Below are 26,051 nucleotides of genomic sequence, written 5' to 3'. Positions count from 1 at the left end.
TTATGCCATTAATTATATTGTACTTTCCTCCGAAATATTCCTTGAAGTAACCCCCGTCCCGAGCAACATGCGCCGATAGCTTCCGGGCGCTGAACCTGTCCAGCGTTTGAACGCCCGTTGAAATGCCTCCGGTGAAGAGAAGCCCAGCAGAAAGGTAATCTCGCCCAATGCCAGCTCCGTGTCCCTTATATAACTCACCGCAAGCTCGCGGCGCATGTCATCGACTATGTCCTGAAAGCGCGTGTGATCTTCATGTTGTAATCGACGACGCAGCGTCCAAGAAGGTAAGTCTAGTTCTCTGGCCACTTCCATCAGACTGGGCAGGCGTTGATGCAGTTGTGGCGCCACTATACTTTCAACCTTTTCGCGCAGGCCTCGGTGGCGAGTGAGTTCATGCAGTCGCTGCTCGCACAGCGTTAGTAAGTGTTGATAATGGCCGGGCGCGCTTTGCACTAATGGCAGTTGCAAACTGCGTGGCTCCCAAACCAGTTGGTTGTGTGCTTGTGAAAACAAAACTGGGCACTGAAATATCTGTTCGTAGCGTGCGGCGTAGGTGGGCGCCGGGAACTCGATATGTACCTCACGCAGCTGCGCCTGCCCGTTGGTAATTTGGCGTCCTGCCTGCGCGCGCGCGGCCAAAGCGGAATCGACTACGAACAAGTTGAACATGTTGTAGGGCGCTATTGAATAGAAGCGCAGTGCAGGCGATGAAAACTCGGAATGGCCGCGATAATTCTGGCTGGTCAGCCGCTCATACTTAACCATAACGCTAAAGGCGTCAGCCAAATTGGGTGCGCACTGGGCGGTCATCCCTGCCAAGCCTAAATGGCTGAGCTGGCTGTGGGTGCCCATCAATAAGCCAATCGCTGGATCCTGGGTGTAGCGTATCGCCGCGTTACCCAAGCGCATAAAGCGTGGAATGCTAATGCGTGCGTGGGGTTCCGCGAGCAGGGCATCGGTTATGCCAAAGCGTTCCAGTAGCGGTGCTGGGTCAAGCTGTTGCTGAATGAGCGCGGCGCGCAAACTAAGCAGGTAGCTGACGGAAATGTCGCCTAATTTCATGCGTGGCAGCCCTGTTAGCGTGGGGGTGCATTGTCTCTGTTCATAAAGTGAGTGTAATTCAAGGTTATAAATGTGTCACTTTGGGTGATTGAGCGGTGTCGGGTCTGAGCCTATTGTTTTGCCCATAACAGGCTCCGAGCATGCACTTGAGAGTCGATCCTGATGAGATGTTGATGAGGCACTGGAATAACCTATGACTACCCACACGCTCTACCCGAATTTGTTGGCCCCGCTTGATCTAGGCTTCACCACGCTGCGCAACCGCACTCTTATGGGCTCCATGCATACCGGGCTGGAAGAACGCCCTAATGGTTTTAATCGCATGGCTGAGTACTTCGCCGAGCGGGCCAGGGGTGGGGTTGGTTTGATCGTTACGGGTGGCATTGGCCCGAACGAAGAGGGTTGTGTGGCGCAAGGCGCCGCCAAAATGACCACTCCTGAAGAAGCCGAGCACCATAAGGTGGTCACCGCCGCAGTGCATGAGGCGGGTGGCAAAATCTGTATGCAAATCTTGCACGCGGGCCGTTATGCCTATAATCCCAAGCAGGTATCTGCCAGTGCAGTAAAGGCGCCCATCAACCCGTTCACTCCGAAAGAGTTGGACGAGGCGGGCATCGAGAAGCAGATTGCCGATTTTGCTAGCTGCGCGGCGCTAGCCAAGCAAGCGGGTTATGACGGCGTTGAAGTGATGGGGTCGGAAGGATATTTCATTAACCAGTTTTTGGTTACTCATGTTAACAAGCGCACCGATCGCTGGGGCGGCAACTACGAGAATCGTATGCGCCTGCCGGTCGAAATCGTGAAGCGAGTGCGCGAGGCCACGGGCGATGATTTCATCATCATCTATCGTCTGTCGATGCTTGATCTGGTCGAAGGCGGCAGCACCTGGGATGAGGTGGTGATGCTAGCCAAAGCCATTGAGAAAGCCGGTGCGACCATCATCAATACCGGCATCGGCTGGCACGAAGCGCGCATTCCGACCATCGCTACCAAGGTGCCGAGAGCTGCGTTTGCCAAAGTTACGGCCAAACTCAAGGGCGAAGTAAGCATTCCGTTGGTGACCACCAACCGAATTAACACGCCGGAAGTCGCTGAGCAGGTCTTGGCTGAAGGCGACGCTGACATGGTCTCCATGGCGCGTCCGTTCCTGGCTGATCCGGAATTCGTCAACAAGGCGGCTGCGGGTCTGGCGGATGAAATCAATACCTGTATCGGCTGTAATCAGGCCTGCCTGGATCATACTTTTGGCGGTAAGTTGACCAGTTGCTTGGTCAATCCACGCGCCTGCCATGAGACCGAACTGAATTACATTGCCACCAGCACAGTAAAAAATATCGCTGTGGTCGGCGCCGGTCCTGCTGGTTTGGCCGCGGCTACCGTAGCTGCTGAACGTGGCCATCAAGTAACGCTATTTGATTCTGCCGAGCAGATTGGCGGCCAGTTCAATATTGCCAAGCTGATTCCGGGTAAAGAAGAGTTTTACGAGACCCTGCGTTACTACGGCAAAATGATCGACAAGTTCGGCGTCAAACTACAGCTCGGACGCCGTGTTGCAGCGGCAGATCTGACCGAGTTTGATGAAGTGATTTTGGCCACCGGTATCAAGCCACGTACCCCAGATATTCCGGGCATCGACAACCCCAAGGTGATCAGCTATCTGGATGCGATTCAGCAGCGTAAGCCGGTCGGGAAGAAAGTGGCCGTTATTGGCGCCGGCGGCATCGGTTTTGATGTCTCCGAGTTTATTACCCACCAGGGTGTTAGCCCAAGCCAGGATGTTGATGTGTTCTGGAAAGAGTGGGGTATCGATCCTTTGTTGCAGGCACGCGGCGGCATTGCCGGTGTGCAAGCGCAGCCACACGCACCAGCGCGTGAAGTCTTTCTGCTGCAGCGCAAAGCCAGCAAAGTTGGCGATGGCTTGGGCAAAACCACGGGCTGGATTCACCGCGCGGGGCTGAAAACTAAGCAGGTGCAGATGCTTAACTCGGTGCAGTATCTGAAGGTAGATGATGCAGGTTTGCATATTCAGATTGGTGAAGCGGGTGAGCCGAAGCTACTGCCTGTTGATACCATCATCATCTGTGCCGGCCAGGATCCATTGCGCGAGCTGGAGGCCGGTCTGCAGGCGCAAGGTAAGCCAGTGCATTTGATCGGCGGCGCCGATGTGGCTTCTGAGCTGGATGCCAAGCGGGCTATCGATCAGGGTTCGCGTTTGGCTGCTGCGCTATAGCACCAGTCGCGTTTCTGTTCTGAGTCTTGGTATTAACCCGCAGTCTGGATAAAAACTGACTGCGGGTGTAAAAACGCCGCCAGGCCCCATGGCGAGCGCTGCTCAGCTATTCCCGTCTATACTGCTCAAGATGTTTGGCTGCTTGCCAATTCGGTCACATACGCGTTTGAACCTTTTCCCTACACTTGCTGCCTTACTCGGCAGGCGGGATGCAATTGCCGTAAAAAAAGCGCAAAGTATTGAGCAGGGCAAGGAGAGATAAGATGGGCACAGCAAGGCCAATGCTCACAGAGGCGGTGATGTTTTTCTCGGAGCGCGGCATCTGTAAAGAGATGTTGTTTCCCGAATTTGAAGCATTATTGGATGGCCTCGTGGCGTCACCCGAATTCGCTGACGAAACGGTCGAGGCCGTATTCGTACAAATCAACTCGCGGCTGCAAGTGCGGGCAGGGGTGTTTTTTACCCTCGATTTCGATCTCGACGGCTACGTTAACCGGTTGTGGAATATGCCCTTGCGCCAACTGGCAGAAAAGGCAGAACGCGGCCCAGACATGGGTGGCGGCCCGATCCGACTGGTCTGTCTTGGTTACAACAAACTACCCAATTATCGGCCACTTTTGTGGAAACCGGGTCAGCGTGCAGGCTCGAATGATTTGGCGCTGGTGAAGGATGCGGTAAAGCGCAATACGCTTGGCATTCTGGGAGACGACGAAGAGGCTATCGGCATCCTTTCGCCCGAACGCTTGCAGGTTGCGGCCGAAGATACCTGGTACGGCAGCGGCGTGATCATCGACCCTGACAACACCACACTCTTACCCATAGAATCCAGTGCGCCACACAGCGATGACCTTGACGAAGTGCTTGAGCAGCACGCGCTCGAAGTGCGTGAGTACCAGCGTCAAACCGAGTTATTGAATAACCGTTTGAAAGCGCTGACGTTGGAGAAAGATCAGGCGTTAGCCGAACTCAAGGGCACCCACGCCGATCATCTGGAAATCGTGCAGGGCGAGCTGCTGGATATTAAGCAAGAGCTCGCACAGCAGCAGAAAATCAACGTCGCGTTGAAGCGTGATCTGGTAAAACTGCAGAACCGCACCTCTACCGATATTGACTGACTACGCCGGCCAGTCATCCGCCACACAGATTAACCGGTCGGCGTGCAATGGTTGGTAGTTATCCGGCGCCGCCACACGGGCGAACATAACCGCTTGCTGGGCTCTGGCGTTGGCGAACACCTGCTGCATTTGCTCCGGCTTCAGGAGCTCGCTGGCCGCAGGCAACTTAGGCGGCATCAACCATTCCTTATGCGGTATAGCGATCCAACGGCTATTACTGGGCAGCAATGTCACGGCTTCTTTGCGGTGACACCATAACTGCGCTCCGCTCCGTGTAGTTTGCCCACACGCGGGTGGCATGTTTTGCGCTGCGGATTGAAACAGAAAGCCTTGCAGCCAGGTGGCGGAGCAAGTGGGTTTCGGCAGTTCTTGTGGGTACTGCGCAGGCTGTAACGCCTCCAGTTGTTTAACCAGTGGCAGTTGATGCTGAATTAGCCGCTGTACCTTCAATGACAACTGATCGCTTGGGTCTGGCCCCCACCACAGTGAAGTATTGCTGCATTCTCCGCTACAGCCAGGCTGCTGCAGCTCTGGACGGCCCATATAAAATTTAATGGCCAGCTCAAGATGCGCTATTTCCCCATTGGCCGCGCGAATGACCAGGTCAAGCTCGCCTAGCGTACGGCCTGCTTCGCGCAGTGCGATATTGTGGGCCACAATGGCAACGTCGGGTGAGAGCTTCAGTAGCGCATGCCAGAGGCGCTCATAGTAGTTACCCAGACGACGGTCGCGTGAGTTGGGGAAGAGTTCCGGTAATTGCTCTGGCTTGGCGTCTAACTGCTGTAACCTGTGCAGCAGTTGTTCAGGCTCCGTACGCCAGATGGAATCCTTTAATGGGTCGCGTGAAGGCAGCGTGCTGCCATCCAGTAGTGGCGGGGCAAAAGCGACCCAGGCGAGGTCGCGCACTATGTGGTGGGTAAAATCCGGTAGCATCAATAAGGTCCTGATTTGCCAGCGCGGGGTTGGCTGCGGAATAATCGTTAACCCAGAGCGTTGTTGTCCGGTCAGTCTCCGTTATGTCCGGGCATGACTCAAGCGAACCTAGCAGGCTGTTGAAGAACTACCTGCGTTGCCATCGCGGCGTTAAAATCAGGCTCGTGCGCGAGTCCGATCAAAATGCTCATTTACATGTATAAAGTAGAGCGCGACTCCGGTCGTTGTTCGACTGTTTTTGCCTTGCGTTGGCTGCCTCGCCTACGTTTTTTTTAACAGCCTGCACAAAGAGGTAGTATGGACCAGTTCCGCAATATCGGACTAATCGGCCGACTCGGCAGCGGGCGGGTAGTAGATACTCTCAAACGCTTGAAACGTTTTCTGCTCGATAACGGGCATACAGTGATTCTTGAAGATGCGGTAGCCGACCTATTTCCAGGCCATCAGCAACAGGTTTGCTCGCGCAAAATGATGGGCGAGATCTGCGATCTGGTCATAGTCGTGGGCGGCGACGGCAGCTTACTTGGAGCAGCCCGTGCCCTCTGTCGCTACAACATACCTGTGCTGGGCGTGAACAGGGGCGGGCTGGGATTTTTGACTGACATCCCGCCGGATGAGCTGGAGCAGCGGGTCGGCGATGTGCTGGCTGGCCAGTACCTGGTTGAAAATCGCTTCCTATTGGACGCTTTCGTGCGCCGCGGCGAGGAGCAACTCGGTACCAGTGAGGCGCTGAACGATGTAGTGCTGCATCCGGGCAAGTCGGCCCGAATGATTGAGTTTGAGCTCTACGTCGACGGCCAGTTCGTTTATAGCCAAAAATCCGATGGCCTGATCGTAGCCACACCCACTGGCTCTACCGCTTACTCTCTGTCAGCTGGCGGCCCGATCATGCATCCCAAACTGGATGCGGTGGTGTTGGTGCCGATGTTCCCGCATACGTTATCCAGCCGGCCGATCGTAGTGGATGGCAATAGTGAGCTAAAGATCATTATTTCCAAGCAAAATGGTATCTATCCGCAGGTCAGCTGCGATGGTCAGGTGCATATTTCCTGTGCGCCGGGTGACAGCATCACCATTCGCAAGAAGCCGCAGAAGCTCCGTCTGCTGCATCCGCTGGATCATAACTTTTACGCTATTTGTCGCAGCAAGCTGGGATGGTCTAGCCGTCTCACGGATCAGTAAGGTGAGCGTGCTGGAAAGCCAACGTGGCTACGACATTATCGGTGACGTGCACGGCTGCGCCTTAACGGTCGAGCGCTTGCTTGAGCAAATGGGTTACCAGAAAAAGGCCGGCGTTTGGCGACACGCTGAGCGCCAGGCACTGTTTCTCGGCGATATTATTGATCGCGGACCGCGTATTCGCGAATCGCTGCATTTGGTGCGCGATATGGTAGAGGCGGGCAGTGCGCGCTGCATCATGGGTAACCATGAGTTCAACGCCCTGTGCTGGGCTACGCCGGCGCCACCGGATAGCGGCAGAGCCTTCATGCGCGAGCACAATGAGCGCCACCATCGGCTGATAGGCGATACGCTGGATCAATTCGCTGCCTGGCCGGATGAGTGGCAAGGTTTTCTCGATTGGTTCTATGAGCTGCCGCTGTTTCTTGACTGCGATGAAATTCGATTAGTGCATGCTTGCTGGGATGACCGTTTAATTCAGCCTTTCCGTGCGCAACACCCGGACGGCTGCATAGATCGCGATTACCTGCTGGCGGCGGGCAACTGGGGTAGTGTTGAGTCGCGCACATTAGATCGGTTGTTGCGCGGTACTGACTTGCGCTTGCCCAATGGCGCTACCATGACCGGCACGGATGGCTTCACCCGCGCTTCGTTCCGCACCAAATTCTGGGAAGAGGCGCCGCAGCGCTATGGCGATGTGGTGTTTCAACCCGATGCATTGCCTGATGCGGTGGCATCGCTTGAACTGTCGAATGAACAAAAAGCGGCGTTACAGATCTACCAGCCGGAAGATCCTATTTTGTTTGTCGGTCACTACTGGCAACAGGGCCAGCCACAGCCGATTCGTCCAAACCTAGCGTGTCTGGATTACAGCGCGGTCAAGTACGGCAAGCTGGTAGCTTATCGCTGGGACGGCGAACGGCGCCTGAATTCAGATAATTTCGTCTGGGTAGATGTACCCCGATACGCCTGAGGAATACATGCAACGAGCATTGAGCTGTCCGCTGGAAGAAGATCTACGACCTCTTGTGCGTTTTTTACGCAGTCGAGGCGTGGTACACCGTGTAGCCGAAGAGAATGGCATGCAGGTCGTCTGGGTGGTGGATGAGGCTACCGCTGAAATTGTGCGAGCCTTGCACCAGAGAGATTTGAGTGAGTTACCGGCGGCGCCTGCTAGCAGCATTGCAGAAACTCCCGCAAGCGCTTATTGGCGCCAGTCTTATCGGTTGATACCCGTTACCTTGGCGGTCTTGCTCCTGACCTTATTGGTGGCAGCGATAACCGGGCTGGGCAGCAATCTGCAGAACGTGGTGTTGCTTACCTACACGCCGCTTGAGGCCAGTGGTTATCTCGCGGCGCAGCCGGACATGAGTCAGTGGTGGCGGTTGATTACGCCTATTTTTATTCACTTTGGCTTAATGCACCTGGCGTTTAACGCCCTTTGGTATTGGGAGTTGGGGAGGCGCATTGAGATGCGTTCCGGCGGCCTTTGGTTGTTGGGGTTAACGTTACTAATTGGGGTGATCTCCAATACCGCGCAATGGTGGTGGACCGGGACGAATGGCCTGTTCGGTGGCTTATCGGGTGTGCTGTACGGCTTGTTGGGCTACTGCTGGCTGTATCAGCTGATTGCACCGAATGTGCATTTCGCGCTGCCCAAGGGGGTCGTCATCATGATGCTGGTGTGGCTAGCGTTGTGTATGTCTGGCCTGGTCAGCATGTTGGGCTTTGGTGCCATCGCCAACGCTGCACATGTGAGCGGTCTGCTGGTCGGGTGTCTGTTCGGTAGTATCGCCGGAGCGCTGCAGCGGCGTCTGTGACGGGTTACAATGACGCCCATTTCCTCACTCTACTCTAAGCCGGAGTCCTGATGACCTCTTTCATCGACATGCTGCGTAATATCAACCCGGATGTGTACGCGGCTCTCAAGCTCGCCGTCGAGATCGGTAAATGGTCCGATGGTCGAAAATTGACCCAAGAGCAGAAAGAGCTTTGCCTGCAAGCCATGATTGCCTGGGAGCGGGACAATCTGCCGGAAGAGCAGCGTACGGGCTACATGGGGCCGCAGGCCTGTAAGTCGGCAGAGAAGGACGTCCCTAATATCCTGTTTTCCACCGGCTCGGAAACCTTACACTGATGTCATTGGTAGAAACGCAGGGCAGTGCGCGCAAAATGCTGGTTGATATCTCGGGCGCGGCCTCCACGGTTGCTTATCAGTTACCGCTGGGCGATCAGCGTATCGATTTAAATACGCTCATCGGCAAACAGATACGCTTGCAAGCGATGGGTTTGATCAACTGCGTACACTGCGGCCGCAAGACCAAAAAAAGCTTCAGCCAAGGTTATTGTTATCCTTGCTTCACCAAGTTGCCCCAGTGCGATCTCTGCATCATGAGTCCGGAGCGTTGCCATTATCATTTGGGTACGTGTCGAGATCCGGCCTGGGGCGAGCAGTTCTGCATGACCGATCATGTGGTCTACCTGGCGAATTCATCAGGTCTTAAAGTTGGCATCACCCGTGCCAGTCAAATCCCCACTCGCTGGATTGATCAGGGTGCAAGCCAGGCGCTGCCGATTTTACGTGTGGCGACCCGACAGCAATCGGGGTTGGTTGAAGATTTGCTGCGTCAGCATGTGGCGGACAAAACCAACTGGCGCGCTTTGCTGCGCGGCGAGCCAGAACCCTTGGATATGCTCGCGGAGCGCGAACGGTTGTTGGATCTGGCCCGCGATGGCATCGAAGCACTGCAGAAGCAATTCGGCCTCCAGGCGATTCAACCGATAACGGGCGTTGAGCCGCTGCAGATTCGTTATCCGGTTGAACAATATGTGGCTAAACCGCAATCTGCCAATCTGGATAAGGTGCCGCTGCTCGAAGGCACGCTTATGGGCATTAAAGGTCAATATCTTTTGCTCGACACGGCGGTTATCAATATTCGCAAATACACTGCTTATCAGCTGGCATTCAGCGCTAGCTGAAAGCGCTACTTCAAGGTCACCGCGTATCGCGCGGTGGGCGGGACTCTCACTTGCCGGCCAGTGCCGGAATGGGGCACTTCATGCGTACCGAACAACCCAAAACGATTTATCTGAAGGATTACCAGCAGCCTGACTACTGGATTGACGAGACCCAGCTGACCTTTGAACTGTTCGAAGATCACGCATTGGTGCATAGCCGTCTGAGTATGCGCCTGAATGCCGACAAGCCAGCAGCCAGCAGCCAGCCACCCTTGGTGCTGGATGGCCAGTTGCTTGAGCTGGTAAAAGTCGAACTCGACGATCAGCCGCTTGCCGCGGCGGACTATCAGGTCGATGACGATAGCCTGACGCTGCATCCGCAGGCCGCCAGTTTTGAACTCTCTATCACCACTCGCATCGAGCCGCAAAACAATACTGCGCTAGAGGGACTCTACAAATCCGGGGGGATGTTCTGTACCCAGTGCGAAGCCGAAGGCTTCCGCAAAATCACTTACTACCTCGACCGCCCGGACGTCATGAGCCGATTCACCACCACGGTGGTCGCTGATCGCGGCAACTACCCTGTGTTGCTGTCCAACGGCAACCCGATTGCCTCGGGTGAGCACGAGGGCGGTCGCCACTGGATCAGCTGGGAAGACCCTTTCCGTAAGCCGGCCTACTTGTTTGCTTTGGTCGCCGGTGATTTGTGCCTGCTGCAGGACAGTTTCGTGACCATGAGTGGCCGCGAGATCGATCTGCGTATTTACGTCGAGGCGGAAAACCGTGAACAGTGTGATCACGCCATGGACAGCCTGAAACGCTCTATGCGCTGGGATGAGGAAACCTACGGTCGTGAATATGACCTGGATATCTTTATGATCGTCGCTGTGAACGACTTCAACATGGGCGCGATGGAAAACAAAGGCCTGAACATCTTCAACTCCAGCTGTGTGTTGGCGCAGCAGGATACGGCGACTGACCTGGCTTTCCAGCGGGTTGAGGCGGTAGTGGCGCACGAATACTTTCACAACTGGTCAGGCAATCGGGTGACTTGCCGTGACTGGTTTCAGCTATCGCTGAAGGAAGGATTTACCGTGTTCCGTGACTCCGAGTTTTCGTCAGACATGAACTCACGTACGGTCAAACGCATCGAAGACGTGACCTTTTTGCGGGCTAACCAGTTTGCCGAAGACGCTGGCCCGATGGCACATCCGGTACGCCCTGATTCCTTTATTGAAATCGCTAACTTCTACACACTGACAGTGTATGAAAAGGGCTCAGAAGTAGTGCGCATGCTGCATACCTTGCTGGGTGAGGACGGCTTCCGTAAGGGGACCGACCTGTATTTTGAGCGTCATGATGGTCAGGCAGTGACCTGCGATGACTTTATACAAGCGCTGGAAGATGCCAACGGCGCAGACTTCAGCCAGTTCAAACGCTGGTACAGCCAAGCCGGCACGCCACGGTTGGACGTGGCTAGTCACTACGATGCGGCTAAGCGCGAATATCACCTTGGCTTCCGACAGTATTGCCCCGCAACACCGGGGCAGAGCGAAAAGCTGCCTCAGGTGATTCCGGTACGTATGGCGTTGCTAGATGGAGCGGGCAAAGAGTTGGCGCTACAGCTGAAAGGTGAGTCCGAGAGCTTGGGTAATGAGGCTGTGCTGTCGATAACTGAAGCTGAGCAGGAGTTCGTCTTTAGCAATATCGAACAGCAACCCATGCCGTCGTTGCTGCGCGGCTTCTCAGCACCGGTCAAACTCAATTACCCCTATAGCCGGGACGATCGAGTGTTTTTGGCCAAGCACGACCCAGACGGCTTCAATCGTTGGGAAGCGGCGCAGGGGCTGGCGGTGGATGTACTGCACGGCTTGGTAGAAATTCATCGCGCGGGTCGACCGCTGCATTTGGATCAGCGTTTGGCTGAGGTTTATCGGACTGTGCTGGCGGATACTGCGCTGGACGCAGCCATGGTCGCAGAGCTAATCCGCTTGCCGTCCGAGGCCTATTTGGTTGAGTTGGCCGATACCGCCCATGTGGAGGCGATTCACTTCGCCCGCGAGTGGTTGCGCGGCGAGTTGGCACGCACGCTCAAAAGCGAACTGCAGCAACGCTTTGATAGTTTGCCGGCGGCTGAGCACTACAGCGCGGATGCTGCGTCTATGGCGACGCGCAGCCTGAAGAATACGCTGCTGAGTTACTTGATGTTGACTGAAGACCAAGCGGTCATGCATCTCTGCGTACGGCAGTTTGTTGAGGCCAATAACATGACTGACCGGCAGGCCGCCTTGGTCGCCTTGGTTAACTCGCCTTTCGCGCAACAGCGCGAAGCGGCGTTGGAGCGTTTCGCCGAGCGTTGGGCAGCTTATCCGTTGGTAATGGATCAGTGGTTCAGCATTCAGGCCGGCAGCACCTTGCCCGGCGGGCTGGAGCGCGTAGAAGCGCTGATGCAACACCCATTATTCACCCTGCGTAATCCGAACAAGGTGCGTGCCCTAATTGGCGCCTTCGCTAACCAGAACCTGGTCAACTTCCACCGTGCTGACGGCGCGGGTTATCGTTTCCTTGCCGATCGCATCATTGAACTGAATAGCCTCAACCCGCAAATCGCCGCTCGGTTGGTTACCCCACTCAGCCGCTGGCGCAAGTTCGCCGAGGATCGTCAGCAGCTGATGCAACAAGAGCTGGCCCGCATAATGGCAACCGAAAAACTGTCTCCGGACGTTTACGAAGTGGTGAGTAAGTCGATGGTTTGATCGATAATGCTGGCAACATGCTCTCCGGATAGGCCCGGAGGGCTTGAGTTAAGACCTAATAAATGAGTTACTTCGTATGCGCAAGGCCGATATTTTAATAAAAAATTACCAAGAGGTATTTGTGCAGTGTGTAGTAGGCCTCTAATATGCCTTGTCCGCTGGAGCGATAGCTGATTTGACGCTTGTCTTTCAGTTCTCCAAGCATGGCGACATCTGTTCATCGTTCCCTTGCGGAGCAGGGCACCTTATAAAAACAAAGAGGGGTGGTGTATGCGTAAGCCTATTAATTGGCGCGCTCCATTCATGGTTCGTGCGAACGCGTTTCAAACGACCAGCAAGCAAAATTTTCCTATTCGTTCAGTACTCTCGACGTTAGCGCTTTCTGCTGCCGTTGCGGGCTTTGCTATGCCTGGCGTCAGCCTGGCCGAGGCGGCTGAGGATATTAAACCCGCAGTTGAATCTGAGCTTTCCGCTTCCGATCTGCTGCTCGATGCGGCCCAGGCCGGCGAGCGATTGGTCGCTGTGGGTAGTCGCGGCCATATCGTGTATTCCGACGACCAAGGCAGCAGCTGGAAACAAGCTGCTGTGCCGGTACGTCAGCTGCTGACCGCCGTTTACTTTGCGGACGACAAAAACGGCTGGGCGGTAGGACACGATTCACTAATCCTGCACACCACCGATGGCGGCGCCACCTGGGCGATGCAGTATCGTGATCCAGAATTGGACGAAGCCTTGGACCCAGAAGGCCCCAGCTTGCTTGAGCGGCCGCTGATGGATGTCTGGTTCCGTGACGCCAAAACCGGTTTTGCCGTCGGAGCCTATGGTATTTTCTTGCGTACCGATGATGGTGGCGAGAACTGGCAAGACGTCAGTGATGTGGTTGATAACCCGGATGGTTTTCACTACAACTCGATCGCAGAGATAAAGGGCGCTGGTCTGTTTCTAGTTGGCGAGATGGGCACGATGTACCGCTCTGTTGACTACGGCGACACTTGGGAGACTCTGACCGACATGCCCTATGACGGCTCTTGGTTCGGTGTCTCTGGCACCAATCAGGAGAATCTTGTTCTGGTCTGGGGCCTGCGTGGCAACATGTACCGTTCAACCGATTTTGGTGACAGCTGGCAGCAGGTAGCCCTGAAAACCCAGAGCAACAACAAACTCGGCGCAACACTGCTGGGTGGCAGCGTCTCCGAGGCTGGCGAGTTGGCTGTAGTGGGGGCCGGCGGCGTGGTGGTCATTAGCCATGATGGTGGCAAAACCTTCAACGTCTCCACTCGTCCTGATCGTGTTGCCCTCGCGTCTGCCAAGGTGCTGAAAAACGGTCAGATCTTGCTTGTAGGCCAGAACGGCGTTTCTATTGCTGCCGCCAGCGGCCTCAAAGTTAACTGATAATAATTACAAGCGAGGAGAGTCTGGATGTCCAGCGACCAGGAAAACGCAACTTTCATGGAACGGTTGGTCTTTAACAACCGCCTGATAGTTGTATTGTTGTTCTCTATTATTACTGTATTTCTCGGCTATCAGGCGCTGCAGGTTCGCCCTGATACCAGTTTCGGCAAGATGATTCCGCTGGAACACCCTTATATCGTCAACATGCTCGAGCACCAGAACGATCTGGCCAACCTCGGTAACTCCATCCGTATTGCGGTGGCGATTGAAGATGGCGACATTTTCTCTACCGAGTACATGGAAACCCTCAAGCAGATTAACGATGAGGTGTTCTTCCTGCCGGGTGTAGACCGCTCCAATCTTCGCTCCCTGTGGACGCCAAACGTCCGCTGGACCGAGGTGACCGAGTACGGTTTTGACGGTGGTCCGGTAACCAATCACCCGTCTTACACCAATGAAGAAGATCTGGACGAATTGCGCGGCAACGTGCTCAAGTCCGGCGAAATTGGTCGTTTGGTTGGCAACAACTTCAAGTCCAGCATCATCGAAGTGCCGCTGCAGGAGTTCTACCCGAACCCCGAGAATCAGAGCGAGCTGCTGCGATTGGATTACAAGGAGTTTTCGCATCAGCTGGAAGAGAAGATTCGTGATCGCTTCCAGGCTGACAACCCCAATATCAAGATCCATATCGTTGGTTTCGCCAAGAAAGTTGGTGACCTGATCGATGGTCTGATGGGGGTAGTGGCCTTCTTCGGTATCGCGTTCCTTATTACCTTCGTGTTGCTGTACCTCTTTACCTGGTGTATTCGCAGCACGGTATCGGTACTGGTTACCACGGTTATCGCGGTGATCTGGCAGTTGGGTCTGATCAATCTGGTCGGCTTCGGTCTGGATCCGTATTCGATGCTGGTGCCGTTCTTGATCTTTGCCATCGGTATTTCCCACGGGGTGCAAAAGATCAACGGTATTGCCTTGCAGTCAGGCGAAGCTGATAACGCCCTGACCGCGGCGCGTCGCACATTCCGCCAGCTATTCCTGCCCGGTATGATCGCGATTCTGGCGGATGCGGTGGGCTTCATCACGCTGCTGGTTATGGATATCGGCGTGATTCACGAACTGGCCATTGGTGCTTCCATCGGTGTGGCGGTTATCGTGTTCACCAACCTGATCATGCTGCCGGTAACCATCTCCTATCTGGGTATCAGCAAGAAGGCAATTGAGCGCAGCAAGCGTGATGCGGTACGCGAGCACTCATTCTGGCGTGCCCTCTCCAACGTGGCACATCCTAGCGTCGCGCCGTGGATTGTGATTGTTGCTCTGGTTGGTGGTGTGGCCTGCTTCTTCTATCAGGAGCACAACATCAAGGTCGGTGACCTGGATGCCGGCGCCCCCGAGTTGCGGCCTGATTCACGCTATAACCTGGACAATGACTTCATCATTCAGAACTATTCGACCAGCTCGGACATTCTGGTTGTTATGGTCAGCACGCCAGCAGAGAAGTGCTCTGCCTACGAAACCATGGAAGCCATCGACCAGCTGCAGTGGAAGATGAACAACCTTGAAGGCGTGCAGTCTGCCGTTTCGCTGGTAACCGTGGCGAAACAAGTGCTGATGGGTAACAACGAGGGCAATCTGAAATGGCAGGGTCTGTCGCGCAATCAGGATAACCTGAACAACGCGATCAGCCGTGCACCGTCCGGTATGTTCAACGCTGCTTGCTCACTGGCGCCGGTGATGATCTTCCTGGATGACCACAAGGCTGACACCCTGACCCGCGCTACCGATGCGGTTAAGGAATTCGCTGCCGAGTACAACACTGATGAGCTCGAATTCAAGCTGGCGGCAGGTAATGCCGGTATTGAAGCGGCGACCAACGATGTTATCTCCAGCTCCGAGCTGCTGATTCTGTCGATGGTGTACATCTGGGTTGGCGTCATGTGCATGATGACCTTTCGCTCATTCCCGGCGACCATCTGTATCTTACTGCCGCTGGTTCTGACCTCGGTGATGGGTAACGCGCTGATGGCCTTCCTGGGGATTGGTATGAAGGTGGCAACGCTGCCGGTAATTGCCCTTGGTGTAGGTGTGGGTGTCGACTACGGTATTTATATCTACAGTCGCCTTGAGAGTTTCTTGCGCGCGGGTATGCCGCTGCAGGAAGCCTACTATGAAACCCTGCGCTCTACCGGTAAGGCAGTACTCTTCACTGGTCTGTGTTTGGCCATCGGTGTGGCAACCTGGATATTCTCCGCCATCAAGTTCCAGGCGGATATGGGTCTGATGTTGACCTTCATGTTCCTGGTCAACATGTTGGGTGCCATGCTGTTGCTGCCGGCTCTGGCGCGCTTCCTGATCAATCCTGAAAAGGTTCGCAAGTCTAAAGGCAGCAAGATGAGTCACTGATAGTCTGCTTGCAGTAAAAAAACCCGCCGCGATTGGCGGGTTTTTTATGCGCGTAGAACTCGCTGTGAAATGAACTGTTACTTGATATTGCGGGTAAATTCGTCGAACTGTTATCAGTTTGCTGATTAACAAAAGATAACCGCGACCCGTTGGCGAGCGGGGTCTGTCCTCGTTAGTATGGTTGATTCCGTCTAGTTGGCGGCTTCTGACAATAATAAGGGGAATGGCGTATGCGTGAGCGCATCGAGGGGCGCACTCAATCTACAGTCCAGGCAGTTTGCCCGATTTCAGATCTGAAACTCCGCAAGCATTTTATTGGCCGGCCAGCGCTGCGTGCTTTTGGCTTGGCTGCTGTGCTATTGGCACCGGCAGGCGCCGTTATGGCTCAGGACGCACAACCAATCGCTGAGGCACCCAAGCCCGCAATCATGTCTGACCTCGCCAGCCAGGTATTGCTGCTTGATGTGGTCACTGCAGGTGAGCGTCTGGTAGCCGTAGGCAGCCATGGGCATATCGTGTATTCGGATGACCAGGGCGAGAACTGGACTCAGGCAGAGGTGCCGGTGCGGCAGGTGCTTACGGCGGTGTACTTCGTGGATGCTGAGAACGGCTGGGCAGTAGGTCACGATTCGATGATTCTGCACAGCAGCGATGCAGGTCAGAGTTGGGAGCTGCAATACCGCGATCCGGCACTTGATAAGCCGGTTGATCCCGAAGGGCCAGGCCTGTTGGAGCGTCCGTTGATGGATGTTTGGTTCCGCGATGCGCAGACCGGCTTTGCCGTGGGCGCATACGGTATTTTCCTGCGCACAGATGATGGCGGGGCCAACTGGGAGGATCGCAGCGACAGCGTCGATAACGAGTACGGTATGCACTACAACGCTATTGCCCCGATCCACAATGCTGGCCTGTTTATGGTCGGTGAGATGGGCAGTATGTATCGCTCTTCCGATTACGGTGACACCTGGGAAACCCTCGACAATTCCCCCTATGACGGAACCTGGTTCGGTATTTCAGGCACGGGGCAGACGGGTCAACTGTTGGTTTGGGGCTTGCGCGGCAATCTCTTTCGCTCAGAAAACTTTGGCTATACCTGGCAGCCAGTGGAGTTCAGCAATCGCGCCCCGAGAGCCACCTTGTTGGGCGGTAACCTCTCTGCCGATGGCAAGCTAGCAGTGGTAGGCGCTGGCGGCGTGGTGCTCACCAGCGATGATCACGGCAAGACCTTCGAGGCACATACCCGTGCAGATCGGGTAGCACTAGCAACCGCCAAACGTCTACCCGATGGCCAGCTGTTGCTGGTTGGACAGCACGGTGTAGTCAGGGCCTCGGCCAATGGCCTTAAAGACGAACAACAATAAATTTTCGCCGGAGAATCTGGATGTCAAAGCACCATCAGGAGACCGCACCCTTCGTGGAGCGGCTGATTTTCAATAATCGGATTGCAGTACTGCTGATCTTTGCGTTACTCACCGCGTTTTTCGGATATCAGGCAGCGCAGGTCAAGCCCGATACCAGCTTCGAGAAGATGATTCCTCTCAAGCATCCCTATGTCGTTAACATGATCGAGCATGAGAACGACCTGCCAAACCTCGGCAACTCTATCCGTATTGCGGTTGAGATCGAAGATGGTGACATCTTTTCTGCCGAGTATATGGATATGCTCAAGCGCATTAATGATGAAGTGTTTTTCCTGCCGGGCGTAGACCGTTCCAATCTGCGCTCGCTGTGGACCCCTAATGTGCGCTGGACCGAAGTGACCGAGTACGGTTTCGACGGTGGCCCGGTAGCCAATCGGCCGTCCTATTCCAGCGAAGAGGATTTGGACGAGCTGCGTGCCAACGTACTTAAATCCGGTGAAATTGGTCGCTTGGTAGGCAATAACTTCAAGTCAACCATCATTGATGTGCCGCTGCAGGAGGCTTATCCCAACCCGGATAACCAAAGCGAGCTGATTCAGCTCGACTACGGTGACTTCTCGCGGCAGTTGGAAGAGAAGATACGTCAGCACTTCGAGGCAGAAAATCCCAACATCAAGGTGCATATCGTTGGTTTCGCCAAAAAGGTCGGCGACTTGATTGAAGGCATCATCAAAGTTGTTATGTTCTTCGGCGCTGCGCTGTTGATCACCTTTGTGCTGTTGATGATGTTCACCCGTTGTATCAAGAGCTCGCTGACCACGTTGGCCTGCTCGGTTATCGCGGTGGTTTGGCAGTTGGGTTTGTTGCGCACCTTGGGTTTTGGGCTTGATCCTTACTCAATTCTGGTGCCGTTTCTGGTGTTCGCCATCGGTATTTCCCACGGTGTGCAAATCATCAATGGCATGGCTATTGAGTATCCGACCTCGCAGGGCAGTTACGATGCGGCGCGCCGCGCGTTCCGGTCTTTGTACATTCCAGGCATAGTTGCGCTGATTTCGGACGCGGTGGGCTTTGTAACGCTGCTGCTGATTGAAATTGAGGTGATTCGCGAACTGGGTATCGCTGCTTCCATCGGTGTCGGTGTGATTATTCTCACCAACCTGATGTTGCTGCCAATTCTGATGTCCTACATCGGTCTTAGCAAAAGCGCGGTTGAGCGCAATCGCGATCGTGCTTCACGGCCACAGAAACTCTGGTTGGCAGTCGCGAAGTTTGCGCATCCGTCAGTTGCTCCCATTTCGGTTTTACTGGCCATACTGGCGTTCGCTTTCGGTATCTACCACGGCAAAAACGTGGCCATCGGTGACCTTGATCCAGGTGCGCCGGAGTTGCGTGCTGACTCGCGCTATAACTTGGACAACAAGTTCATTATCGACAACTACTCGACCAGTTCGGACATTTTGGTGGTCATGGTCAAAACGCCGGATGAAATGTGTTCTGCGCATTCGACGATGGAAGCCATTGACGACCTGGAATGGAAGATGAACAACCTGGATGGCGTGCAGTCAGCGGTATCGCTGGTGACGGTAGCCAAGCAGGTGATCATGGGTAACAACGAGGGCAACCTGAAATGGCAGGGTCTGTCGCGTAACCAGGACAATCTGAACAACGCCATCAGCCGCGCACCTTCAGGTATGTTCAACGCCGCCTGCTCGTTGGCTCCGGTGATGATCTTCCTCGACGACCACAAGGCAGCCACGCTCACCCGCGCTACCTCTGCGGTGGAGGAGTTTGCTGCTGAGTACAACACCGATACGATGGAGTTCAAGCTGGCAGCAGGTAACGCTGGTATCGAAGCTGCTACCAACGTGGTAATCGAGGCTTCGCAAACCAAGATGCTGCTCACCGTGTACGCGGTAGTGATCTTCATGTGTCTGGTGACCTTCCGCTCGATCCGCGCGGTGCTGTGTATCATCATTCCGCTGGCTCTGACTTCGGTACTGGCCAACGCGTTGATGGCGTTCCTGGGTATTGGCGTGAAGGTGGCAACCCTGCCGGTGATTGCTTTGGGTGTTGGTATCGGGGTGGATTACGGTATCTATATCTATAGCCGACTGGAAAGCTATCTGCGTCAGGGTTTGCCGCTGCAGGAGGCCTACTACGAAACGCTGAAGACCACGGGTAAGGCGGTGACCTTCACCGGTTTCACTCTGGCCATTGGTGTGGCCACCTGGATCTTCTCGGCCATCAAGTTCCAGGCCGACATGGGTATCTTGCTGACCTTCATGTTCCTCTGGAATATGTTCGGCGCACTCTGGTTGCTGCCAGCACTGGCTCGCTTCCTGATTCGTCCGGATAAGTTGCGCAAGTAAGACTGCAACTGAACACCAAAAAGGCGCCTCCGGGCGCCTTTTTGGTGGATTGCTTATGCAGGCTGCTTAATATGCCGCTGCACGGACCATCAAATCCCATCTGAGCGGGCGAGTAGCGCAGGGCTTTCGGGAAAAAGGTGCTCGCGGTGCCTGAGCGAAGCGAGTTTGCGAGCATCCCCGGCAGATCGAGCAACGCAGCGAACCCGCAGGGCCGCGCAGCTGGGTGCCCCGGGGGATCGCTAAGGGGGCCGGGCAAGCGGCCCCTCTTGGCTCGCCTAAAGGCGAAAAGCAAAAATCAGCTAAACAGATAATCTGGCGATATAACTGGTCAGATGCATCCACTTGCGACATTTATGTAAACCAGTTCCGGCAAAGGAAAATATTCCATCAGCCGCGCGCTCAAACATCCGGATACAACGGCTGCATCCCTCCATCAGTCGCCTCAGCCGCTTCCCGCTGACGCGACTGGGTGACTTGCCGCACCGCACGCCACAGGGGCTTACCGCGCCAGGAGCTGTCGTTCTGGCCGAACAGGCAGGTATTCAAATCATCAAGGGCATCGGCTAGCACAGGGTATTGCTGGCTGAGTGCGATGAGGTCACTTTCTTGCTGCTTGGTCCAATGCTCTAGTGCTTTGCGCGCATCAGCTGGCTGGTTCTGGCGGCAGGCTACTTGGAGGTCGGCTAAGGGGTTGCCGGCGACATCGGCATCCAGGTGTTCGGTGTCTTCGTGCAGCTCATCCAGGCTACGCAATTGCTTGCGTAGTTGGCGTAGGCGATAGATACAAGCAGCTAGCGCGGCCAGCAGTAGGGCGCAGGCCAGCTGCCAGGGCCACAGCAGCGCCACGGGCTCTACGTTGCGGTTACGCTCGCTGGCCGGCGTGCTGGGGCCGACGTTCTGATTGTTGAGTATGTTCAGACTGACGGCCGGCAAGCTGGCTTTCTCGAGCTTGTCGGTACTTATATTCCACCAGGGCACGCTGACTTCTGGCACCGCAAGTTGGCCGGTGCTGCGCGCTACCAACGCAGCGCTTTCCTGACGCAAACCAAGAATACCGTTAGCCGATAGTTGGTTTTCCAGCTGTGGCTGGTCGTTGTACTGACGGAGGTCTTCGGACTGCTCATCGGAAAGCCGACCCAGTTCGGGCAGTTGGCTCGCGGTCAGGCCGTCAGCTTGAATGGATAGCGTGCGGGTCAAGGGCTCACCGCGCAATAGGTCCTGGTCAGGGTCTGGTTGCCAGTTCTGACTCAGCCGCACCTGTTTAGCGGGTAACCAGAGCGCATTTGCGGGGTAGCTTTCAGGGATGGGCTTAACATCAAGTTGCATGCTGGGTGAGCGCAGTTGGACCATGCGTGCGGTGTGTGGGCTATTTGGATCTGTTGGGTTGCGCGGCAACTGTACCGTGGCGCTGAACAGCTGTGAGGGGATATCCAGGGTTCCGCTCTTTTGCGGGAAGATGGCATAACGCACCTCAATCACCCCGTGCAGCACGCCGTTGATAGTACGTTCATAGTTGCGGGGGGCGCCTAGCCGCTCAATTTTGGCATTGGGTATGTCCAGTCCGCTGAGATCGGAGTCGTCATACAGGGAAACGGAGTGATAAACACGCAGGGTCAGTAACACCTGAGCCTGCACGTAAGGTGTCTCGGTATCCACTTCGCTGTCGATGAAAATGGGGGCTAGTTTGCCGGCTTCGTCATCGTCTGCTTGTGCCTCGGTGAGCACCCGCAGCGTAATTGGGTCGCTGCTGTCAGGGCCAAGAAAAAGTGGCGGTATGACGACGAAACCTGTGCGTTTTGGCTGCAACCCGATCACCCATCGGTTGACCCATTGCTTGCGGCCTTCCAATTCGCTCAGCAGGCTAAGCTGATGGCTCTGGGTGACGTTAAAGTGTTCATGCAAAGGTGTGAGATCGGGCGGACCATACTTGCTCCCGGCGTTGCTCTCTATCGTTAGTTCAAGGAGATCGCCTTCTACCAACTGGGTGCGGTCAACACTGGCCTGCATCGCCGCCTGGCAAAGGCCGGTTAGCATCAGCAGGCAAAGTGTCAACAGCAATCGCATCATCTGGGTCTTCCATCGGGTTGTTGCAGGTGTTGATAGAGGAACTTGCGGCGCAGCAGTTCGGACGGGTTATCGGGTATGTCGCGCAGCCATTGCTGCAGCGCTTGTTGTTGCTCGGCATTGTAGCCTTTGGTGAGCGAAGATGCGCTACCGCCGCCATCGCCAGGTGTGCTGTCTAGCAGGTTTTCTTCCTCTTCGGCAGCGCTGGGTATTTGCTCAATCAGGTTGCCGTCGAGCGTGACGTCCTCGGCACCGTCGGTAGCTGCGCTGCTGTCTTGATTGCCGTTGGCGCCAGGGCTGAGACTCACGGGTTGCTCGCCCGCAGGTTGGGCCGCCTCGCTGTCTGTCATGGTGCTTTGTTCATCGTTTTGCGCGCTGTCCTCAGCGCTCTGCTGGTCAGTACCGTTGCTGCCAGGGCCTTCGCCTGCCTGCGCCTGTGTATCTGGGTCAGCTTGCTGCTCCAGTTCGGCTAAATAGGCTTCTACGCGTTGCCGGTTGTGTCGTGCGGCGGTGTGTTCTGGGGCACGGATTAACGTCTGCTCAAAAGCATCCAGTGCATTCGGATAGTCACCATCCAGCGCCAGCGCAGTGCCTTGGGCGAAGTGATACTCCGCGTTCTCCGGCTCTGCGGTAGCCAGTACGCCGTAGGCGCTGCTGGCTGCGCTGTAGTCTCCGGCCTGCAACAGTGACCAGGCACGCCACTCTGGGTTTCTAAAGCGCTCAGCGGCGGCTGCAGGTTTGCCGTCGGTGATGAGTTTAGCAGCCTGCTGGTCGGGTCGCTGCCAGAGATCTTGCCAGCTCATTGCAGAGGCCGGCGGTGGCAACCAAAGTGCGACGAGTAGCAACGCGAGCCATCCGCGGCGCGCGCCAAATGCGGCAATGGGTACCAGCAGCAACAGCAGCCAATGTCCCTGGTCGAGCCACTGGCGCTGCTGCGTTAACGCGACCTGGCCCGCCGCCGGCGCATCGGCCAGAAGGTATTGGATGTCATTGTCGTCGATTGTCAGATGGGCGTACTCGCCGCCGTGGCGACGAGCAAAGTGGCTGAGGGCGCTTTCATCCAGCTGTGGTAGCAAAATACGACCCTGTGCGTCGCGCATGAAACCGCCTTCGGCGAGCGGCACCGGAGCGCCGTCGGCGGTGCCAATGCCGAGCACACGCAACCGCTCGCCGATCTGTTTTGCAGTGGCGTCTGCGATTTTTTCTTCGCTTTCATCCAGGCCGTTGGTTAACAGCAGCACCTGGGCGCTGTCTGGCGGTAGATCACTCAGCATCTGGTGGGCCAACGCGAGTGCCTGATCAGCCTGTTGGCCGCGTACCGGCATGATATCCGGATGCAGAGCGCCTAGCAGGTTGAGCAGGGTACTGTGATCGCGGGTGAGGGGGGCTACTACGTGCGCACTGCCAGCGTAGGCAATCAGCGCAACCCGCCGCTCTGGAAAGGCGCGCATGAGGTCTTGTACCTTGCGGCGAGCCTGCTCCAGTCGGTTAGGTGCCAAGTCCGTTGAAAGCATACTGCGCGACACTTGTAATACCACCACCAGAGCCGCTTGATCACTGCGCTCGATGCCGTCATCGGATTCCCATGCAGGCCCGGACAGCGCCAGCAAAGCCAAGGTCCAACATAGCGCTAACAGCAGGTAGCGACCGGAATAACGCCGCCCCGTCCGTTGTTGCAACGCCACCTTACGCAGGTTGGCCGGCAACAATGCTTCCCAGCCGGAATACTTCTTCATGTGGCGGTACAGATACCAGCACAGCAGTAGATTGGGCAACAACGCCAGCAACCACCAAGGGCGTATGAAGCTAAAAGGCAGTAGCTCAGGCAGCTCAGTTAACATTGCGCTGCCTCCTTACCTGTTGCAGCGCCATGCCGATGCTGATTAACCAAGCGGCAGCGAGTGGCCACGGGTACAGCGGGATGTTCTCATGGCTTGGACGACCTGCGCGTAAACTGGGCTCCAGTTCATCCAGTTGCGCGTAAATGGCCTCAAGGCTGGCACTGTCGTGGGCACGAAAATAGCTACCCCCGGTTATGTCGGCCACTTCGCGTAGGGTGGTTTCGTCGAGGTCTATGGAGGGATCGACGTCGCCGTTTAATAAGCCCTGCAATCCGCTCTGCTGCATGCTGTCGGCGCCAACGCCTATGGTGAAAATACGGATTCCCTGTTCGGCGGCAAGTTGCGCGGCCTGGATAGGTGCGATCTCACCGGCGGTATTGGCGCCGTCGGTGATCAGTAGCATGACGCGGCTGGAGTCGGGTTGCTGAATCAGGCGTTTAATGCCCAAGCCAATGGCATCGCCAATCGCGGTGTCTCGCCCTGTAAGACCTATGAAGGATTCATTCAACCACTGCGCAACGCTGCCTAAATCGTAAGTTAGCGGTGCCTGCACATACGCTTTGCTGCCGAACAGAATAAGCCCCAGGCGATCGCCGTGGCGGCGCTCAATAAAAGCACCAAGCCAATGCTTTACTAATGTCAGCCGATCGACCGCGTGCTCTTCAAGCTGCATATCGCGTATTTCCATACTGGCAGACAGGTCGACGGCGACTATCATGTCGCGCCCACTGACACTGGGTGCCAGCGGCGCTCCAATTAACTGCGGTCGAGCTACGGCGCAGATCAACAGGAGCCAGATCAGCAGTACCGGCCAGCGTGCGCCTGCGCTTGTAGGGCTGGAAGTGCTGGCGTCCAGCTGGCTTAGCCGGCGTAAAAAACTAACCTGCAGAGCGCTGGCGGGCCGCGCAGCGGAAGGGAGCAGCCAGCGCAACAGCCAAGGCAGCGGCAACAGTAAAAAGGCGGCAGGCCAATACAGTTCAAACATGGTTGTGCCTAACCCAACGCAATAGCTCTCGTTGCAGTGCCAGGCGCTCGATAGAACTCATGTCGCTACCCGGCTGATACAGCCCACCGCCCAATGGGTGCAGAATATCGGGCCGTGACTGCGGATAGCCCTGACAAAGGTAGCTGACCCAGGCCGGGCCGAACAGTCGGATCGCGTCGTGTTCGCCACGGCTTTTTAGCTGCCGCTTGAGCTGGGTATTCAGTGCTGCTAGCCACACCTGATCTGGCAGATGGTCCGGCACCTCCCAAATGATGCGTTGTGCTCTCAGGCGGCGCCGATGGCGACGGCGCAATGACAGCCAAAGCAGGGGTAGGGCGATCAACAACAGCATAAGCAGTACCGCCAACGCGATCCAACCAGGCGCCGGCGGCCACCAAGCAATCGGTGGCGGCGGTGCCGGTTGAATAAGGGCATCCAGCAGAGGACTGCTCACCGTGAGCCTCCTTTAGGGTGGCCAGTCAGGTTGTCGCGTAGTTGTTCATGGGCGGTGAAACGCGTATCTAGTGGAATCAAGCTACAGCGCAAGCGGCGGGCCAAGCGTAGCCAGTTCTGTTGCTGTTGCTGAAATTGCGCCGCGTAAGCCTCTCGCACGCCTGGTTGCAGGGTGTTGAGGGTTATCCGCTGATCGCCTTGAACAAAGTCCAGCGGGCCGAAAAGTGGCAGGCTGCTGTCCAGCGGGTCGAATATGGGGAGCAACACCAAATCGTTGTGCCCCGCCAGCGGCACCAGCAAACTCTGGTTCAGCCCATCGATCGCGCTGTGATCACAGATGATATAGAGAATGCTACCGGGACGGATGATCTCGCGGCTGTGGCGCAACGCCAGGTTCAGCGGCTCGCTCTCTTCTTCCGGCGCCGCTTGTTGGCCGGGTTGCAGTTCGTGGTTGGCTTTGAGCAGCAACTGCAGTAGCTGCAACAGGGCTTTACGGTCGCGTCTAGGTCTGACTTCATGGCAAACACCGGGGCTATACACCATGCCGCCCACACGGTCGTGATGCGATAGCGCGGTCCAGGCAATCAGCGCGCTGGTTTCTGCGGCCAACACTGACTTGAAGCGCTGGCTGCCAAAAAATAAGCGCGGGCTCTGCTCGCCGACCACAAAAACCGGCCGCTCGCGCTCTTCATTGAATACTTTGGTGTGCACCTTCTGGGTACGCGCGGTGACTCGCCAGTCGATATTGCGGATATCATCACCGGGCTGATAGGCGCGTACCTGATCAAAGTCAACACCGCGCCCACGCAGACGCGAACTCTGCTGGCCGCTTTGGCTACCACTGCGCACCGGACGACTGAATAACGGCAGCTCGTGACAATGGCGGCGGGTTGCGAGCAGCGCTTCCAGGCTGGTGTAGATAGCAGGATCCAGACCGGCGGCCATGG

Annotated in this window: 19 protein-coding genes; 12 read left to right on the top strand and 7 right to left on the bottom strand. The window is 56.0% G+C overall.

Translation table 11 applies throughout. From position 1 onward, the window contains the following. Nucleotides 1–12: 12 nt before the first annotated feature. On the bottom strand, nt 13–1,062 hold the full coding sequence (locus AC1XYH_RS09465; protein ID WP_483322968.1) for an AraC family transcriptional regulator: 1,050 nt from the start codon (nt 1,060–1,062) through the stop codon (nt 13–15). Nucleotides 1,063–1,255: 193 nt separating this feature from the next. Between AC1XYH_RS09465 and AC1XYH_RS09460 the strand changes: the two genes are divergently transcribed. Both AC1XYH_RS09460 and AC1XYH_RS09455 read left to right on the top strand, forming a co-directional pair. Then, complete coding sequence (locus tag AC1XYH_RS09460; protein WP_483322967.1) at nt 1,256–3,292, top strand: oxidoreductase; 2,037 nt, start codon at nt 1,256–1,258, stop codon at nt 3,290–3,292. A gap of 263 nt (nt 3,293–3,555) precedes the next feature. After that, a complete protein-coding gene (locus AC1XYH_RS09455) occupies nt 3,556–4,407 on the top strand; it encodes a hypothetical protein (RefSeq protein ID WP_483322966.1) in 852 nt (283 codons plus the stop codon). Here AC1XYH_RS09455 and AC1XYH_RS09450 read toward each other — a convergent pair whose 3' ends face one another. Then, complete coding sequence (locus AC1XYH_RS09450) at nt 4,408–5,340, bottom strand: DUF1853 family protein (RefSeq protein ID WP_483322965.1); 933 nt, start codon at nt 5,338–5,340, stop codon at nt 4,408–4,410. A 297-nt stretch (nt 5,341–5,637) separates the two neighbouring features. On the opposite strand from AC1XYH_RS09450, the gene AC1XYH_RS09445 reads away from it, so the two are divergent. The 10 genes from AC1XYH_RS09445 (at nt 5,638) to AC1XYH_RS09400 (ending at nt 19,761) form a co-directional block, all read left to right on the top strand. Then, nucleotides 5,638–6,522: an NAD(+) kinase gene (locus AC1XYH_RS09445; RefSeq protein ID WP_483322964.1), complete on the top strand. Its 885-nt coding sequence runs from the start codon at nt 5,638–5,640 to the stop codon at nt 6,520–6,522. A gap of 7 nt (nt 6,523–6,529) precedes the next feature. Then, nucleotides 6,530–7,492 carry a metallophosphoesterase gene (locus AC1XYH_RS09440; protein ID WP_483326340.1) on the top strand — a complete coding sequence of 321 codons (963 nt, stop codon included), beginning with the start codon at nt 6,530–6,532 and terminating at the stop codon, nt 7,490–7,492. 7 nt (nt 7,493–7,499) lie between these two features. Continuing rightward, on the top strand, nt 7,500–8,339 hold the full coding sequence (locus AC1XYH_RS09435) for a rhomboid family intramembrane serine protease (protein ID WP_483322963.1): 840 nt from the start codon (nt 7,500–7,502) through the stop codon (nt 8,337–8,339). A 50-nt stretch (nt 8,340–8,389) separates the two neighbouring features. Further along, the gene (locus AC1XYH_RS09430) at nt 8,390–8,656 is read left to right on the top strand and encodes a YeaC family protein (protein ID WP_483322962.1); all 267 of its coding nucleotides are present in this window, start codon (nt 8,390–8,392) and stop codon (nt 8,654–8,656) included. Next, nucleotides 8,656–9,498, top strand: coding sequence for a DUF2797 domain-containing protein (locus AC1XYH_RS09425; RefSeq protein WP_483322961.1), 843 nt, complete (start codon nt 8,656–8,658; stop codon nt 9,496–9,498). Before AC1XYH_RS09430 ends, AC1XYH_RS09425 begins: the two co-directional genes overlap by 1 nt. Before the next feature lie 80 nt (nt 9,499–9,578). Then, nucleotides 9,579–12,233, top strand: a complete 2,655-nt coding sequence (gene pepN / locus AC1XYH_RS09420; protein WP_483322960.1) for an aminopeptidase N — start codon at nt 9,579–9,581, stop codon at nt 12,231–12,233. A 270-nt stretch (nt 12,234–12,503) separates the two neighbouring features. Beyond that, nucleotides 12,504–13,625, top strand: a complete 1,122-nt coding sequence (locus AC1XYH_RS09415) for a WD40/YVTN/BNR-like repeat-containing protein (RefSeq protein ID WP_483322959.1) — start codon at nt 12,504–12,506, stop codon at nt 13,623–13,625. Nucleotides 13,626–13,652: 27 nt separating this feature from the next. Next, nucleotides 13,653–16,028 carry an efflux RND transporter permease subunit gene (locus AC1XYH_RS09410; protein WP_483322958.1) on the top strand — a complete coding sequence of 792 codons (2,376 nt, stop codon included), beginning with the start codon at nt 13,653–13,655 and terminating at the stop codon, nt 16,026–16,028. A 230-nt stretch (nt 16,029–16,258) separates the two neighbouring features. After that, nucleotides 16,259–17,389: a WD40/YVTN/BNR-like repeat-containing protein gene (locus AC1XYH_RS09405; protein ID WP_483322957.1), complete on the top strand. Its 1,131-nt coding sequence runs from the start codon at nt 16,259–16,261 to the stop codon at nt 17,387–17,389. Between the two features lie 20 nt (nt 17,390–17,409). After that, on the top strand, nt 17,410–19,761 hold the full coding sequence (locus AC1XYH_RS09400; RefSeq protein ID WP_483322956.1) for an efflux RND transporter permease subunit: 2,352 nt from the start codon (nt 17,410–17,412) through the stop codon (nt 19,759–19,761). A gap of 399 nt (nt 19,762–20,160) precedes the next feature. Here AC1XYH_RS09400 and AC1XYH_RS09395 read toward each other — a convergent pair whose 3' ends face one another. From AC1XYH_RS09395 to AC1XYH_RS09375, 5 genes are read right to left on the bottom strand one after another with little or no spacing between them, the layout of a single operon-like run. Further along, nucleotides 20,161–21,828, bottom strand: a complete 1,668-nt coding sequence (locus AC1XYH_RS09395) for a BatD family protein (protein WP_483322955.1) — start codon at nt 21,826–21,828, stop codon at nt 20,161–20,163. Further along, nucleotides 21,825–23,666 (bottom strand): VWA domain-containing protein, encoded by a 1,842-nt coding sequence (locus AC1XYH_RS09390; protein ID WP_483322954.1) that lies wholly within the window; start codon nt 23,664–23,666, stop codon nt 21,825–21,827. Before AC1XYH_RS09390 ends, AC1XYH_RS09395 begins: the two co-directional genes overlap by 4 nt. Beyond that, on the bottom strand, nt 23,656–24,651 hold the full coding sequence (locus AC1XYH_RS09385; RefSeq protein ID WP_483322953.1) for a vWA domain-containing protein: 996 nt from the start codon (nt 24,649–24,651) through the stop codon (nt 23,656–23,658). The genes AC1XYH_RS09390 and AC1XYH_RS09385 overlap by 11 nt, the downstream gene beginning before the upstream one ends. Next, on the bottom strand, nt 24,644–25,105 hold the full coding sequence (locus AC1XYH_RS09380) for a DUF4381 family protein (RefSeq protein WP_483322952.1): 462 nt from the start codon (nt 25,103–25,105) through the stop codon (nt 24,644–24,646). Before AC1XYH_RS09380 ends, AC1XYH_RS09385 begins: the two co-directional genes overlap by 8 nt. Then, nucleotides 25,102–26,049, bottom strand: a complete 948-nt coding sequence (locus AC1XYH_RS09375) for a DUF58 domain-containing protein (protein WP_483322951.1) — start codon at nt 26,047–26,049, stop codon at nt 25,102–25,104. The genes AC1XYH_RS09380 and AC1XYH_RS09375 overlap by 4 nt, the downstream gene beginning before the upstream one ends. Between the last annotated feature and the right edge of the window lie 2 nt (nt 26,050–26,051).

It is taken from the genome of Pseudomonas sp. GW-45, from assembly GCF_056896675.1.
Note: the sequence above shows the minus strand (reverse complement) of the source record. Positions and strands in the feature narration are given on the sequence as shown.

Bases quoted from the DNA above. Each gene is read 5' to 3' on its own strand.
- AC1XYH_RS09445 (WP_483322964.1), top strand. From the start codon at position 5,638: ATGGACCAGTTCCGCAATATCGGACTAATCGGCCGACTCGGCAGCGGG.
- AC1XYH_RS09395 (WP_483322955.1), bottom strand. From the start codon at position 21,828: ATGATGCGATTGCTGTTGACACTTTGCCTGCTGATGCTAACCGGCCTT.
- AC1XYH_RS09390 (WP_483322954.1), bottom strand. From the start codon at position 23,666: ATGTTAACTGAGCTGCCTGAGCTACTGCCTTTTAGCTTCATACGCCCT.
- AC1XYH_RS09385 (WP_483322953.1), bottom strand. From the start codon at position 24,651: ATGTTTGAACTGTATTGGCCTGCCGCCTTTTTACTGTTGCCGCTGCCT.
- AC1XYH_RS09435 (WP_483322963.1), top strand. From the start codon at position 7,500: ATGCAACGAGCATTGAGCTGTCCGCTGGAAGAAGATCTACGACCTCTT.
- AC1XYH_RS09465 (WP_483322968.1), bottom strand. From the start codon at position 1,062: ATGAAATTAGGCGACATTTCCGTCAGCTACCTGCTTAGTTTGCGCGCC.
- AC1XYH_RS09405 (WP_483322957.1), top strand. From the start codon at position 16,259: ATGCGTGAGCGCATCGAGGGGCGCACTCAATCTACAGTCCAGGCAGTT.
- pepN (WP_483322960.1), top strand. From the start codon at position 9,579: ATGCGTACCGAACAACCCAAAACGATTTATCTGAAGGATTACCAGCAG.
- AC1XYH_RS09450 (WP_483322965.1), bottom strand. From the start codon at position 5,340: ATGCTACCGGATTTTACCCACCACATAGTGCGCGACCTCGCCTGGGTC.
- AC1XYH_RS09455 (WP_483322966.1), top strand. From the start codon at position 3,556: ATGGGCACAGCAAGGCCAATGCTCACAGAGGCGGTGATGTTTTTCTCG.
- AC1XYH_RS09425 (WP_483322961.1), top strand. From the start codon at position 8,656: ATGTCATTGGTAGAAACGCAGGGCAGTGCGCGCAAAATGCTGGTTGAT.
- AC1XYH_RS09375 (WP_483322951.1), bottom strand. From the start codon at position 26,049: ATGGCCGCCGGTCTGGATCCTGCTATCTACACCAGCCTGGAAGCGCTG.
- AC1XYH_RS09400 (WP_483322956.1), top strand. From the start codon at position 17,410: ATGTCAAAGCACCATCAGGAGACCGCACCCTTCGTGGAGCGGCTGATT.
- AC1XYH_RS09460 (WP_483322967.1), top strand. From the start codon at position 1,256: ATGACTACCCACACGCTCTACCCGAATTTGTTGGCCCCGCTTGATCTA.
- AC1XYH_RS09410 (WP_483322958.1), top strand. From the start codon at position 13,653: ATGTCCAGCGACCAGGAAAACGCAACTTTCATGGAACGGTTGGTCTTT.
- AC1XYH_RS09415 (WP_483322959.1), top strand. From the start codon at position 12,504: ATGCGTAAGCCTATTAATTGGCGCGCTCCATTCATGGTTCGTGCGAAC.
- AC1XYH_RS09430 (WP_483322962.1), top strand. From the start codon at position 8,390: ATGACCTCTTTCATCGACATGCTGCGTAATATCAACCCGGATGTGTAC.